Raw genomic sequence first — 14208 nt, forward strand, 5'->3', positions numbered from 1 at the left:
GGGATCCTCATGCACGACATGGCAGAACGGTCCGAAGGGGGCTTTGCAGCCTATCACGCCACCCGCAGGTTCGGCAGCCTCGACGGGCTGCGCTTCCTTTGCATCATGGCGGTGCTCTGGCATCACGCGCCCGTCTGGACCGGGCTGGCGGATCCGGCGCTGATCCTGACACGGGGCTTTGCCGGCGTCGATTTCTTCTTCGTTCTCAGCGGCTTTTTGATCACGACGCTGCTGGTGCGCGAACGGCGTGCGAAGGGGCGGTTTTCGCTGCGGGGCTTCTACTGGCGGCGGTTCCTGAGGATCGTTCCGCTTTACTTCCTGATCGTCACGGCGGTCGCCGCCTATTACATCGGCGTGAAGAAGGAAATGCAGTACCTTGAATTCCTTCCTTTTTACTATCTCTTTCTGTCGAACTTCCTGATCGGCGACATTCCCCTGCTGGCGCCGACATGGTCGCTGTCGGTCGAGGAACAGTATTATCTGGTCTGGCCGCTGCTGTTGCTGGTGCTGCCGCGGCGGTGGGTGCTGCCTGCCCTGGTTCTGGGCGTGGTGCTGTGCCTTCTGGCCGTCACCGGATCGCTGGCGCCGCTGGGCATCCGCGCGGTATCGGTGGGGCCGCTGGTTTTCTACATGTTCAACGCCACTTACGCGCCGATCCTCATCGGGTCCGCGCTGGCGATCCTGCTGGACGACGCACGCGGATATGCCGTTCTGGCGCGCGTTCTGGGCCATCGCGCCGCCCCGCTGGCCACGTTCGGGCTGCTGCTGGTGCTGTGGCAGATCCTGCCGGGCAACCTGATCGGCTGGCCGAACCTGGTGATGCATCTGTCGATGGCGGCGTGCCTGGCCAGCATCGTGATCCGCGAGGATCATGTACTGCGCCCCGTGCTGGCCTTCCGGCCCGTCGCCCGCGTGGGCGAGATCAGCTATGGCATCTATCTCTATCACCTGATCGGGCTGCATGTGACGAACGTGGCGCTGGGAACGACGCCGCAGGCGGGGCTGGCCGCGGACTGGGCGGTGTTCGTCGTCTATACCCTTGTCACCATCGCCATCTCCGAGGTCAGCTTCCGCACGTTCGAACAGGCGTTCCTGCGGTTGAAGCGCCGGCCGGTGGGGCTGGTCCGCGCGGCATGATATAGCCAGATCAACCGGTTACGGATGACTTTTAAGAACAAGGATGAAGGCGCGCGCGTAGGGTCCGATTGCGTCATGCGGGCCGAAAGGCCGCCGTCCGCTCAGCCGCGCCTTGCCCGCAGGGCCGACAGGGTCAGGCGCGGCAGCGTTCCGAAACACGCGGCATAGCGGCCCGCCAGCCGGCCCGGATCGCGGGCCATCCGCCAGGCCCATTCCATCGCCACGGCCCGCGTCCAGGCCGGTGCGCGGATCTGGCTGCCGGCGATGAAGTCGAGCCCCGCGCCGATCGACACGAACCCGCATCCCGGCAGCCGGGCCGCGGCATGGACGGCGAAGATCTCCTGCTTCGGGGCGCCGAGCGCCAGCAGGCAAAGCGCCGCCCCCGACGCGCCGATCCGGTCGATGGCCGCGTCCGCCCCGGCGCCCGCGGGATCGAACCCCATCGGCGGCGCGATGCGGCAGACGATCCGCAATCCTTCATGCGCGGCTTCCAGCGCGTCGGCGGCCCGCGCCAGCGTGGCCTCGGTCGCGCCCAGCAGGGCCACGGGCGCGCCCGCTTGGGCGGCGACGGCGCAAAGCGGTGCGATCAGTTCCGATCCGGGGATCAGCTCGACCCGCCGTCCGGCCAGCCGCGACAGCCACACGACCGGATTGCCGTCGGCCACGACATGGCTGTGCGCGGCATAGGCCGCGCGGAAGGCCGGATCGCGGTCCAGCTTGACCGCATGGTCGAGGTTCAGCGTCGCCAGCGTGAAGCCGCGCCCGTCGTGCAGATGCGCGGCGATGTCGTCCAGCAGCGCGGCGCGACCCGGATGGGTGATGCGCACGGTGCCCGCCTCGACCTGCGTATCGGCCTGCGTATCGGGCTGGCTGTTTGTCGGGGGGCCGCCGAAGCGGATGATGTCGGCCAAGTCGGTCTCCGGGTCGGTCGGAATCAAGCGAGATCGGGCGGGATGGCGGGTTCCCTATACATGCCGCGCCGGAACGGGGTAAGGGTCCGCCCGTGGCCTCTTGCGGGTCGATCTTCTGACCGGAGAAACGGATGGGGCGGACCCGTATCGCCATGCTGGGCTGCGGCTATGTCGCCAATATGTACCGCCTGACGCTGGAGGGGCATCCCGACCTGACGCTGGTGGGCGTCCATGACCGCGAACGGTCGCGCTGCGAGACGATGGCGCGGCTGACGGGGGCGGACGCCTATCCCGATCTGGACGCGCTGCTGTCCGATCCGCGCCCGTCCATCGTTCTGAATCTCACCAACCCGTCCGAACATTACGCCACCACCCGCGCCCTTCTGGAGGCGGGCAAGCACGTCTATACCGAAAAGCCGTTGGCGATGCGGCTGGACCAGGCGCGCGCGCTCGCCGCGCTGTCGCAGGCCAGGGGGCTGCATCTGGTATCCGCGCCCTGCACGCTGCTGGGGCCGGTGGCGCGCACGCTGCACCGGACGCTGGCCGCGGGGACGGCCGGCCGCATCCGTCTGGTCCATGCCGAGATGGAGGACGGGATGGTGCCGCGCGCGCCCGTCCATCGCTGGGTGAACGAGGCGGGCATGGCCTGGCCCGCGGTGGACGAATACGCCACCGGCTGCACGGTCGAGCATGCGGGCTATGTATTGAGCTGGCTCTGCGCGATGTTCGGTCCGGTGACGCGGCTGACCGCCCATGCCGAGGAACTGATGCCCGACAAGATCCCCGGCATCGCCCTGCCATCCGCGCCGGATCTGTCGGTGGCCGTGCTGCGGTTCGAGAACGGCGTCGTCGCGCGGATGACCAACGGCCTTTACGCGCGCCACGACCACCGGCTGACATTCTACGGCGACGAGGGCACGGTCGAGGTCGCCGATCCGCGCAGCGACGCCTCGGCCATCCGCCTGCGCCGCTATCGCCGCCTGCGCCGCCGCCGGTTCCTCGATCCGGTGGGGCGGCGGGTGCGGCTGATGGGCGGCGGCGAGCGCATCGCGCGCTATCGCGGATCGCAGGTGCGCGATTTCTGCCGCGCGGTGGCCGATATGGGCCAGGCCCTGCGGGAAGGGCGCGCGCCGCTGACCGGCGCCGATTTCGCCGCCCATATCGCCGAGGTGACGCTGGCCTGCCATTTCGCCACCCATCCCTCGGGGGCGGATGCGGGGTTCGAGGGCCGGCTCGACCGGATGCCCTATGCGCCGGTGACGCGGTTCGCGCCCATCGCGGGGTTCGCGGCATGAGCCGGATCGCCATCACCGGGGCAGGCGGCTTTCTGGGCCGCGCCGCGGTCAGGGCGGCGCGCGCCGCGGGGCACGAGGTGACGGCGCTGGTCCGCCGCGACGGCGCGATCCTGCCGGACTGGCGGGACGATGGCGGCCTTTCGGTGCATGCGGCCGATCTGGCGGGCGGGGGCGACGCGGCGGCGGCCCTTCGCGGGGCGGATGTGGTGATCCATGCCGCCGCCGGATCGGGCGGCGATGCGGCCCATGCCCGCGATACGCTGCAAGCGACCGATGCGCTGCTCGATGCCCTGCCGCAAGGCGCGCGGCTGGTGCTGGTCTCGTCGTTTTCGGTCTATGCGGTGACGGGGATGCCGGCGGGCGCCACGCTGGACGAAACGTCGCCCGTGGATCGCGACCCGCGGCACCGCGACGCCTATGCTCGCGCCAAGATCGCGCAGGAAGGGCTGGCCATCGCCCGCGCGCAGACCGGCGGGCTGGATTTGTGGATCATGCGGCCGGGGGCGATCTGGGGGCCGGGACGGACCTGGACGGCACGGCTGGGCTGGCGCCGGGGTGCGCGGGTCGTCTGTCCGGGCGGCGACGTGCCGGTGCCCGCCATCCATGTGGAGACCTGCGCGGCGGGCCTGGTCGCGGCCGCCTTCGCCAGCGATGCGGGCTGGCCCGACGATCTGCCGGTCCTGTCGGGCGGGGGCCGGATCCGCATCGTCAACCTGGTCGATCCCGATCCGCCCGCGCAATCGGACTGGCTGGCGGCGGCGGGGCATCGGCGCGTGCTGCGCCTGCCGCCGGGGCCGCTGATGAAGGGCGCGCGCGCGCTCGATCTGGCGGGCGATCTCTGGCCCGCTTTCGGCCGTCGCATCCCCACCGGCCTGCGCGAGGCGACGCTGGCCGCGCGGTTCCGCCCGCTGCGTTACAGCGCCGCGCGCGCGCAGGACCGTCTGGGACTGGCGGCCGGCGGGGATTTCGCCGCAAGGATGCGCGGCGCATGACGCGAATACCGGGTCCGGTCGCCTATCTGACCGGCGAGTATCCCCGCGCCACCGACACCTTCATCCAGCGCGAGGTGGCGGGCCTGCGCGCGCTGGGGATCGAGGTGCTGACCCATTCCGTCCGCCCCACCGCGGCCCATCACCATGTCGGCCCCGAACAGCGCGCCGAACATGCCGCCACCTTCCGGATCCAGCCCGCCGCCAAGCGTCCGCTGCACCTGCTGCGCGCGCATGGGGCGATGATGGGCCGGCGCTGGCTGTCGGCCCTGCGGCTGGCCTGGCGCACCCGGCCGCCGGGGATGAAGGCGGCGCTCTGGCAGGCGTTCTATTTCCTCGAGGCGGGGGTGCTGGCGCAGCGGCTGCGCGACAGGGGCGCGGTGCATCTGCACAACCATTTCGGCAATTCCAGCTGTTCGGTGGCGATGCTGGCGGCCGAGATGGCGGGCCTGCCCTTCAGCTATACGATGCACGGCCCGATGGAGTTCTTCGCCCCCGAACACTGGCGCATCGACGAAAAGATCGCCCGCGCCGCCTTCGTCGCCTGCATCAGCCATTACGCCCGCGCGCAGGGCATGGTCTTTGCCGATCCCGTCCATTGGGACCGGATGCGGATCGTGCATTGCGGGGTGGCACCCGGCCTTTACGACGCGCCGCGCGGGGCGCCGGGCCAGCGGCTGCTGTTCGTCGGGCGGCTGGCGGCGATCAAGGGCGTGGCGCTGCTGCTGGACGCGGTGGCGCGGCTGCATGCCGACCGCCCCGGACTGCACCTGACGCTGGTCGGCGACGGGGCCGAGCGGGCCGGGCTGGAAAGACGGGCGCGCGATCTGGGGATCGCGGATGCGGTGACGTTCACCGGCTATCTGGGGCAGGACGCGGTGGCCGGGCGGCTGGCGCAAACCGACATCTTCGTTCTGCCGTCCTTCGCCGAAGGCGTGCCCGTCGTGCTGATGGAGGCGATGGCCGCGGGCCTGCCGGTGATCGGTCCGCAGGTCGCGGGCGTGCCCGAACTGGTCGAGGAAGGGGTTTCGGGATACCTGGTGCCGCCCGGCGATACCGACACGCTGACGGACCGCATCGCGCGGCTTCTGGACGATCCGGCCTTGCGCGCGCGGATGGGGCAGGCGGGCCGCGCCAGGGTGGCACGGGATTTCGACGCAGATCGCGAGGCCGCGTGGCTTGCCCGGCTTGTCGAGGGAAGCTTGCAAGGCGGATTGCCCCAGGGATTGCGGCCGGCGCAAGGCGGGGGCGAAACCCCGACCGCTAGTCATTAAACATCTGATAACAATAAGTTTTATACGCTATTTCTTTGCCACGCCGCGACCGGCGGGGCTATACGGACCGCATTCGGGTGGCCGGTTCGCCGCCAGGTCCGGGGGATGCGATGGACGGCCAGTATATCCTGCAAGACGCCACGGCACTGGTCGGCAACGATGTCGCGGAACGGCCCGTCGCGGCCGGGGCCGGTCTGACCGTCGGCTATGTGATGAACACCTATCCGCTGGTCAGCACCACCTTCATCGGGCGCGAGATCCGCGCGATCGAGGCTATGGGCGCGACCGTGCGCCGCTATGCCATCCGGCACTGGACCGACGATCTGGTGGATGACGGCGACCGGCGCGAACGCGGGCTGACCCGCTATCTGCTGACCGGCCCCCGGCGCGACATGCTGCGCGCCGTTCTGTCGGAAACCGCCGCCAATCCGCGCGGCATGGCGCGCGCCTTCGGTTGCGCGCTGCGGCTGATGCGGGCGGGCGGCGGCCCGGTGCGGCAGATGGCCTATCTGGCCGAGGCGATCGTCCTGCGCCGGGCGGCGGCGGCCGACGGGGTCATGCATCTGCATGCGCATTTTTCGTCCAACGCGACCAGCGTGGCGATGCTGGCGCGGGCGCTGGGGGGACCGCCCTACAGCTTTACCGTCCACGGACCGACCGAGTTCTTCAATCCGCACGAAAACGCCTTGGGCGCCAAGGTGGCCGGGGCGGCCTTCGTCGCCTGCATCAGCCATTTCGCCCGTGCGCAGGTAATGATCTTCGCCGCGCGCAAGGACTGGCCGAAGCTGCGGATCGTGCATTGCGGAGTGGCGCCCGGCCTTTACGACGCGCCGCGCGGGGCGCCGGGCCAGCGGCTGCTGTTCGTCGGGCGGCTGGCAAGGGTGAAGGGCGTGGCGGTCTTGCTCGACGCGTTCGCCGCGCTGCGCGCCGGCCATCCCGACGCGCATCTGACGCTGGCGGGCGACGGCCCCGAACGCGCGACGCTGGAAGGATATGCCCGCGATCTGGGGATCGCGGATGCGGTGACGTTCACCGGCTATCTGGGGCAGGACGCGGTGGCCGGGCGGCTGGCGCAAACCGACATCTTCGTTCTGCCGTCCTTCGCCGAAGGCGTGCCCGTCGTGCTGATGGAGGCGATGGCCGCGGGCCTGCCGGTGATCGGTCCGCAGGTCGCGGGCGTGCCCGAACTGGTCGAGGAAGGGGTTTCGGGATACCTGGTGCCGCCCGGCGATACCGACACGCTGACGGACCGCATCGCGCGGCTTCTGGACGATCCGGCCTTGCGCGCGCGGATGGGGCAGGCGGGCCGCGCCAGGGTGGCACGGGATTTCGACGCAGATCGCGAGGCCGCGTGGCTTGCCCGGCTTGTCGAGGGAAGCTTGCAAGGCGGATTGCCCCAGGGATTGCGGCCCGAGGCATCCTGCCGGTAACGTCGGCGGCATGACCCGCCGCCGCATCCTGATCCTCGCTTCGGACTGCAACCCCGAATGGCCCTCGTTGCCGGTGGTGGGCTACAAATATGCCGTCGCGCTGTCGCGGGTCTGCGATGTGGTCGTGGCGACTCAGGTGCGCAACCGCCCCAACATCCTCAAGCTGCACCCCGATGCCGGAGAGGCCGTGCCGGGCGCGCCCTTGTCGTTCGTCTTCATCGACACCGAATACATCGCCGCGCCGCTGCACCGGCTGTCGCGGGTTCTGCGCGGCGGGACCGATGTGGCCTGGTCGACGGGGATGATCATGGCCTATCCGTCCTATGTCGAATTCGAACGGCAGGTCTGGAAGCGGTTCCGCGAAGCGCTGCGCGGCCGGTCCTTCGATATTGTCCACCGGATCACGCCGATGTCGCCGACGATGCCCAGCTACATGGCGGGGCGGGGCGGGCGGCCGTTCGTGCTGGGTCCACTCAACGGCAATCTCGACTGGCCGAAGGCCTTCGCCGCCGAGCAGAAACGCGAACGCGAAAGTCTTCGCCGGTTGCGCGCGCTTTACAGATACATGCCCTTCGCCCGGCGCACCTTCGCCCGATCTGCCGCCGTGCTGGCCGCTTTCCGGCATACGATCGACGATCTGGACGCGGTGCCGCCGGACCGGATCGTGATGTTTCCCGAAGTCGGCTATGACGACGCGATCTTCCATCCCCCCGCCGATACGGAATCCGCGGGCGAAGGGCCGCTGCGGTTCCTGTTCGCCGGGCGGCTGGTGCCCTACAAGCTGCCCGAGGTCGCGGTGCGCGCCTTCGTCGGATCGCCGCATCTGGGCGATGCGGTGCTGCATGTCGTGGGCGACGGCCCCGAACTGCCCCGGCTGCAACGGATGGTCGAGCAGGCGGGCGCCGCGGACCGGGTGATTTTCGAGGGCCGTCTCGATCAGGCCGGGGTGGCCGAAAAGATGCGCGGCGCGGACGTGTTCGTGTTTCCGTCGATCCGCGAACTGGGGGCGGGCGTCGTGGTCGAGGCGATGGCCTGCGGCATGCTGTGCATCGTCGTGGATTACGGCGGGCCGGCCGATCTGGTGGCGCCGGATCGCGGCGTCAAGGTGCCGATGGCGCCGCTGGAAGATCTGGTGACGTCCTTCCGGCACCGGATGGAGCAGGCCGCCGAGCGTCATGGAACCCCGGCGGAACGGGCCAGGCGCCGCGCCGCCGCCGATCATGCCCGCGACCGCTATCTCTGGGCGCGCAAGGCCGATCTGACGGCCGAGATCTACGAAGCGGTCCTGGCCGGCGAAGCGCTGCCTGCCCCTTACGCGCGGACCTGACGCCTTTCTGCCGCCACGAAGGGCATCCGGCCCTTCTCAATCTCGGGTTGCCACCTGCCGAACAGCATGCGATCCGGTTCGGCAAGGGTTTCGCGACGCAAGCCATCTTGCGCGGCCTCGAGGGCGACGGACGATGCAGATGCCGCGCCACAGGGTTCTTCTGCTCGCCGAGGCCGCCAATCCCGACATGGTCAGCGTGCCGCTGGTCGGATGGTCGATCGCGCGGGCGCTGGCGGATGTGGCCAATGTGCATGTCGTCACCCAGATCCGCAACCGCGCCGCCTTCCTCGAGGCCGGTCTGGTCGAGGGGCGCGATTTCAACGCCATCGATTCCGAGGCCGTGGCCCGGCCGATGCACCGGCTGAGCAGGGCGGTCAGCATGGGATCCGGCAAGGGCTGGACGACCGGGCAGGCCATCGGCGCCATATCCCATGCCTGGTTCGAACGGCTGGCCTGGCGCGTCTCCGGTGCCCGGATCGCGGCGCGCGAATGGGACGTGGTGCATCGCGTGACCCCCCTCAGCCCCACCAAGTCCAGCTTCGTCGCGCCGCGCGTGGCGGCGGCGGGCGTGCCCTTCGTGCTGGGCCCGCTGAATGGCGGCGTGCCCTGGCCCGCGGGCTTCGACGGCGAAAGGCGGCGCGAACGCGAATGGCTGTCCTATGTGCGGGGCGTCTATAAAATCCTGCCGGGCCGCGCGGGGACGCTGGCCGCCTCGGCGGCGATCCTGGTCGGGTCGCGCCATACCGAAGCCGAGATCCCCGCCCGCCACCGCGCCCGCACGCTCTATCTGCCCGAGAACGCGGTCGATCCCGCGCGCTTTTCGCGGCGCGCGGATCCGGGGGCGGGGATGCGCGCGGGCCGGCCCATGCGCGCCTGCTTCGTGGGCCGGATGGTGCCCTACAAGGGCCCCGACATGCTGCTGCAGGCGGCGGCCCCGCTGCTGCGCGGGGGGCGCATGACGCTGGATCTGATCGGCGACGGCCCGATGCTGGCGGGGCTGAAGGCGCAGGCCGGCACGCTGGGGATCGCCGAGGCGGTGACGTTCCACGGCTGGCTGGATCACCGGCTGGTGCAGGACGCGATGACGGGCTGCGATCTGATGGCGTTTCCGTCGATCCGCGAATTCGGCGGCGGCGTCGTGCTCGAGGCGATGGCGCTGGGGATCCCGCCGCTGGTGGTGGATTATGCCGGTCCGGGCGAACTGGTCCGGCCGGGGCTGGGCTATACCGTGCCGCTGGGGCCGCGGCAGCGCATCGTCGCCGATCTGGGCACGGCGCTGGACCGGCTGGCGGATGACCCGGACGGGCTGGCCGCCACCGGCGCGCGCGCCCGCGATCACGTCGCCGCGCGGTTCACCTGGGCCGCCAAGGCGCGCCAGATCGGTCGCGTCTACGACTGGGTGACGGGCCGCGCGGACGGGCCGCCCGACCTGTCGTTGCCGGCTGGATCGTAGCGCGCCAGCACCTTGTCCAGAAACGCGATCGCGCAATCCTGCGACAGATGCGCCGCCGCGAAGGCGCGGCACGACCCCGACAGGGCGGCCCGGCGCGCGGGATCGTCGCGCAAGGCCGCGATGGCGTCGGCCAGGGCCTGCGGCGATCCGCGCGGCACCGTCAGCCCGGTTTCGCCGTCGATGACATAGTCCGACAGGATCGGACCCTGCGTGCCGATGACGGGCGTACCGTAATGCAGCGACGTCACCACCGTCATATGGCCCGCGCCGGTGGAATCGTCGATCAGCGGCACGACCGATGCCAGCGCGCGGTCCAGAACGGCATCGCATTCGTCGAACGGCACATCGCTGCGCAGGACAAGGCCGGGCGGCAGATCCAGCCCGTCGGCCTGCCCCGCCCCGCAGATCAGCACCGCCGGGATCCGGGCCAGGCGCACGGCTTCGATGAAGGTCGGCAGGTCGCGGTTGTTGCGCCCGATGCAGCAGACGAACGGCCCCTGGGGCAGGTAGTCGGGTGCGGGCCGTTGGGGCGGGGGCGCCACGGCCCAATGCGTGAACGCGATCCGTTCGACCGGGATGCCGTATTTCCGCGACAGCAGGCCGCGTTCGTGACGGGAATGGGTGACGAAAAGATCGGTGGCGGGCAGCACCCGGCGGGCCAGCGCCAGAAAGGGGCCGCGAAAGAAGATGCCGTTGCCGTGGTTGAAGGTGAAGGCCAGATGCGGCCTGCGCACCCGCAGGGCGCGCAAGGCGGCCGCGACGAACAGCGCGGTCCAGGGCCCGTGCGTCGCCACCACATCGTGCCCGCGCGCGGCGCGGGCGGCGCGCAGGGACAGCCGCATCAGGGCCGCCCGGCCCGTGCCTTCGCCGCAGGTCAGGAAGGTCCAGCGGAACCGGGCGGGATCGAAATGCCGCGACAGCCATGTCCAACGTTCCGACAGCGCCGAGACGACCAGAACCCGCAGCGGGGCCGCGCTCATGCCCCGGCGCCCGTCCTGGCCGGGCGAGCCTGCCAGACGGGCGCGCGCGCCGCGACGATCTCGGACGTGGCGCGCGCCTTGCCCACCGCCAGCGCGCGGCGCTGATAGGCGCGGATGAAGGCGGCAAGCGCGTCATCCTCCATCTGCGGACGGCGCAGCATCCAGGCCTTCACATAGCCCCACCAGCTGGCCAGCCCGCCCAGGACGTAAGGCGGATGCGCCATCCGAAAGAGGCACGAGGCGGTGAAGAACGCGAAATCGGACCGCATGTAATACTGTCCGAACCCGTGCCGCGCGCGCCCCGTCAGCACGCCGGACTGGCTCGATCCCATGGGGCGCAGATGCTCGAACGCCAGATCGGGCGCGTCCCACGAACAGGCGATCCAGCCCAGTTGCCGCGCCTTGTGGCAGTCGATGGCGTCCCACATCACCTCGCGCACGAAGCCGCCGATCTCGGCGAAGCAGTCGGTGCGGTAGAACTTGGTCATGCCGACCGACATCTCGTCGCCGCATTTTTCGGAAATCATGCCGCTTGTGACGATGGCGTCCGCCGCGTCGCGGGGGGCCGAGCCGCCTTGCGCCGCCCCGCCCGGCCGGAACCAGGGCTTGCCCGACGCGGTGCCGATGCGCGGATCGGCGGCCATCCGGTCCATCAGCCCGGCGAAATATCCCGCCGGCAGGTCCAGATCGAGGTCGAGCTTGCAGATATAGTCGACGGCATCGGTATCGACGTGATCGAACCCGGCATAGAACGCCTCGATCACGCCGGGACCGACGGCGCGGTGGCCGCGGTCGGGCTTGGCCACCACGCGGATCCAGTCGTGGCGCGCCGCGTATTCGGCCAGGATGCGCGGCGTGGCGTCGGTCGAGCCGTCGTCCACGATCACCCAAAGCGCGGGGCGCACCGTCTGGGCCGCGACCGAATCCAGCGTGCGACGCATATAGTCCGCCTCGTTCCGGCAGGGCGTGACCAGCGCATAGCGGCGGCCGGGGGCGATGGGGAAATCGGGCAAGGCGGGCCTCGGCTGGGGCGGAATGCGTCTGCCTAGACCGGAACGGCGCGACGCTTCAACGGCCCTGTGGACGGCCTTCGAGGTAAATGCACGCGATTTACCGCCTGTTGTCTTTTCACCTATAGCCTGCGCAACCGTAACGACGCCACGGGACCGCGCCGCCATGACCGACACCGCATTCCGCGCCCGCGTGGCCCGACCGCCCGAAACGGTCGGCACGCTGGATTGCGCGGCCTTCTGGCAGCGCCACGGCGCGCCGCTGGTCCGGGCGGACAATGTCGCCAATCCGCCCTTCTTCTATCCGGTCTATCGCTGGGGCGACCTTCATTCCTATTCGCCGCTGCCGCTGCTGATGGCCAAGGGGCATCTCGACCCCGATCCGACCGCGTTGCGCGATCTGGACCGGCGGGGCAACGATGTCAGCCGGCCCGCGCCCTTCATCGACCGCGACATCGTGCGGCTGGGCGGCCCGCCGCCGCTGCCCCGCACGCGGCGCGACCCGGACGCCTTCGTGCGCGACATCGCCGCCGCCATGACGGCCGACGCCGCCGCGATCGAGGCCGCCAATCCGGGGCGCGCCAACGTCATCCTGTGCGGCGGCCGCGACAGCCTGAACCTGCTGCTGATCCCCTGGAAAAACCCCGTCCTGGTGCTGAGCGCCGAGCCGAACCTGCCGCTGGTGCGCGATTTCGTACGCGACAACGCCCTGGGATTCGAGGTGCGCGAACTGCGCGACGATCCGCCGGACGACGCGATGCGCGCGCGCGAGATCGCCGAGGCCTGCACCCTGGTCGACATGCGCAACTGGAAATGGACGCCGCATCTGGCCGCCATCGCCGACGGTCTGGGGCACGAGGCGGTGTTCTGGAAAGGCCAGTTCGCCGATGCGTTCCTGACCGATTACTGGCGGTCCTACAGTGCGCGGCGGGACAGGGGCGTCAAGCTGGCGCGCAAGGTCTGGAAGCGCGGGGCGCGGCATCTGCCGGGCTGGGCCGCGGGGCCGGTGGACCGTGCCGTGATGGCCGATTTCCGCGCCGCGATCTGGAACCGGGGCGCGGTGGGCCAGGGCGCGCATATGGGGTTCCTGCGGTCGATCACCGATTGCCTGTGGGTATCGGCCTATCACGGGCCGCGCACCGCAAGCGTCTGGACAGAAGGGGATTTTCCCGCGCTGACCCGCACCGACCTGCGGCCCGCCATCGGCGCCGCGCTGGCGGGCGGGCCGGTGCGCTATCCGGGCACCAACCCCGCCCCGCCGGGATCGGACCTGCGGGCCGGATGGCGCGATCCCGCCCGGCTGAGTGCGGCGCTGCGCGATTTCGGGGTCGCGACGGGGACGGGAGCGACGGGGGCGGCAACCACGGGGGCGGCGGCAACCACGGGGGCCGCGAAAGCGCCCCGAACGCCATGAGATTTCCATGAGATTCGCGTAAGAATCCCGTAGGAGCGAACCCGCCGCCGAACCGCATCCGCCATGCCCGCCGCGTTGCCAAAACAGCGCGCCGGCCCTACCATGAGCGTCCTTTCATCCGTCGAGGTTCCCCATGACATCCCCCACCTATCCGCTCGATGTCGAAGCCCTGACGATCGACACCGAGACCGCGCGGGCCGCGGCGCGGCCGCTGGCCGCGGCCTATCAGTCGGCCCGGCCCTACAACCATATCTGCATCGACGATTTCCTGCCCGACGCGGTGCTGCGGCGGGTGCGCGCCGACCTGCGCGAACTGCCCGGTGCCGAAAGCGCCTTCGACAATGCGCGCGAACGGCTGAAGACCTCCTACAATCCCGAACGGCTGCCCGATTACACGCGCCACCTGTTCCAGGCCTTCAATTCGCGGCCCTTCATCCTGTTTCTGGAGGAGCTGACCGGCATCAAGGGGCTGATCCCCGATCCCTACTTCATCGGCGCGGGGATCCACCGGGTCGCCAATGGCGGGCATCTGGACATCCACGCCGATTTCAACCTGCACGGCCAGATGAAGCTGGAACGCCGGCTGAACGTGCTGATCTACCTCAACCCCGAATGGCGCGAGGAATGGGGCGGCTCGTTCGAGGTGTGGGACAAGCAGATGACCCGCAAGGAGGCCAGCTTCGTGCCGACCTACAACCGCATGGTCTGCTTTTCCACCGGGTCGGACACGTTCCACGGCAACCCCGAGCCGGTGAACCACCCCGAAGGCGAGCATCGCTTCTCGATCGCGCTCTATTACTACACCGCGACCTGGGACGAATCGCGCAAGGAGCATTCGACGCTGTTCAAGCCGCGCCCCGGCACCGTGGACCAGGCCGACCGGGCAGGCGCGCGGCGGGCGATGACACGGGACATCCTGCCGCCGATCCTCTATCGCCGGCTGGCCGGGCCGCTGCGCCGACTGGGGCTTTGACGCGAGCCCCGCGAC

The 14208-nt window shown here is 70.3% G+C and carries 12 protein-coding genes; 9 read left to right on the forward strand and 3 right to left on the reverse strand.

The window, feature by feature from the left end; all coding sequences use genetic code 11:
• On the forward strand, nt 1–1137 hold a 1137-nt coding region (locus tag OCGS_RS13165; RefSeq protein WP_052026194.1), incomplete at its 5' end, for an acyltransferase family protein.
• Between the two features lie 101 nt (nt 1138–1238).
• Here OCGS_RS13165 and OCGS_RS13170 read toward each other — a convergent pair.
• On the reverse strand, nt 1239–2048 hold the full coding sequence (locus OCGS_RS13170) for a WecB/TagA/CpsF family glycosyltransferase (RefSeq protein ID WP_007427740.1): 810 nt from the start codon (nt 2046–2048) through the stop codon (nt 1239–1241).
• A gap of 131 nt (nt 2049–2179) precedes the next feature.
• Between OCGS_RS13170 and OCGS_RS13175 the strand changes: the two genes are divergently transcribed.
• From OCGS_RS13175 to OCGS_RS13200, 6 genes are all read left to right on the forward strand, one after another.
• Nucleotides 2180–3343: a Gfo/Idh/MocA family protein gene (locus OCGS_RS13175; protein WP_007427741.1), complete on the forward strand. Its 1164-nt coding sequence runs from the start codon at nt 2180–2182 to the stop codon at nt 3341–3343.
• Nucleotides 3340–4335, forward strand: coding sequence for an NAD-dependent epimerase/dehydratase family protein (locus OCGS_RS13180; RefSeq protein WP_007427742.1), 996 nt, complete (start codon nt 3340–3342; stop codon nt 4333–4335). The genes OCGS_RS13175 and OCGS_RS13180 overlap by 4 nt, the downstream gene beginning before the upstream one ends.
• Complete coding sequence (locus OCGS_RS13185; protein ID WP_007427743.1) at nt 4332–5606, forward strand: glycosyltransferase family 4 protein; 1275 nt, start codon at nt 4332–4334, stop codon at nt 5604–5606. The genes OCGS_RS13180 and OCGS_RS13185 overlap by 4 nt, the downstream gene beginning before the upstream one ends.
• Before the next feature lie 110 nt (nt 5607–5716).
• A complete protein-coding gene (locus tag OCGS_RS13190) occupies nt 5717–7036 on the forward strand; it encodes a glycosyltransferase (RefSeq protein WP_007427744.1) in 1320 nt (439 codons plus the stop codon).
• A gap of 10 nt (nt 7037–7046) precedes the next feature.
• Complete coding sequence (locus OCGS_RS13195) at nt 7047–8363, forward strand: glycosyltransferase (protein ID WP_007427745.1); 1317 nt, start codon at nt 7047–7049, stop codon at nt 8361–8363.
• A gap of 139 nt (nt 8364–8502) precedes the next feature.
• Nucleotides 8503–9816: a glycosyltransferase family 4 protein gene (locus OCGS_RS13200; protein WP_007427746.1), complete on the forward strand. Its 1314-nt coding sequence runs from the start codon at nt 8503–8505 to the stop codon at nt 9814–9816.
• Here the strand turns inward: OCGS_RS13200 and OCGS_RS13205 are convergent.
• Together OCGS_RS13205 and OCGS_RS13210 are read right to left on the reverse strand one after the other, a co-directional pair.
• Nucleotides 9753–10796 carry a glycosyltransferase family 4 protein gene (locus OCGS_RS13205; RefSeq protein WP_040611059.1) on the reverse strand — a complete coding sequence of 348 codons (1044 nt, stop codon included), beginning with the start codon at nt 10794–10796 and terminating at the stop codon, nt 9753–9755. The two genes, OCGS_RS13200 and OCGS_RS13205, sit on opposite strands and share 64 nt — an antisense overlap.
• Entirely contained in the window at nt 10793–11809 is a 1017-nt protein-coding gene (locus OCGS_RS13210) for a glycosyltransferase family 2 protein (protein ID WP_007427747.1), read from the reverse strand. Before OCGS_RS13210 ends, OCGS_RS13205 begins: the two co-directional genes overlap by 4 nt.
• Nucleotides 11810–11972: 163 nt before the next feature.
• Between OCGS_RS13210 and OCGS_RS13215 the strand changes: the two genes are divergently transcribed.
• Nucleotides 11973–13220: a hypothetical protein gene (locus OCGS_RS13215; RefSeq protein WP_007427748.1), complete on the forward strand. Its 1248-nt coding sequence runs from the start codon at nt 11973–11975 to the stop codon at nt 13218–13220.
• Between the two features lie 133 nt (nt 13221–13353).
• Nucleotides 13354–14193, forward strand: a complete 840-nt coding sequence (locus OCGS_RS13220) for a 2OG-Fe(II) oxygenase (protein ID WP_007427749.1) — start codon at nt 13354–13356, stop codon at nt 14191–14193.
• The last annotated feature ends 15 nt before the right edge of the window (nt 14194–14208 follow it).

This window comes from Oceaniovalibus guishaninsula JLT2003, from assembly GCF_000299575.1.
Lineage (GTDB): Bacteria > Pseudomonadota > Alphaproteobacteria > Rhodobacterales > Rhodobacteraceae > Palleronia > Palleronia guishaninsula.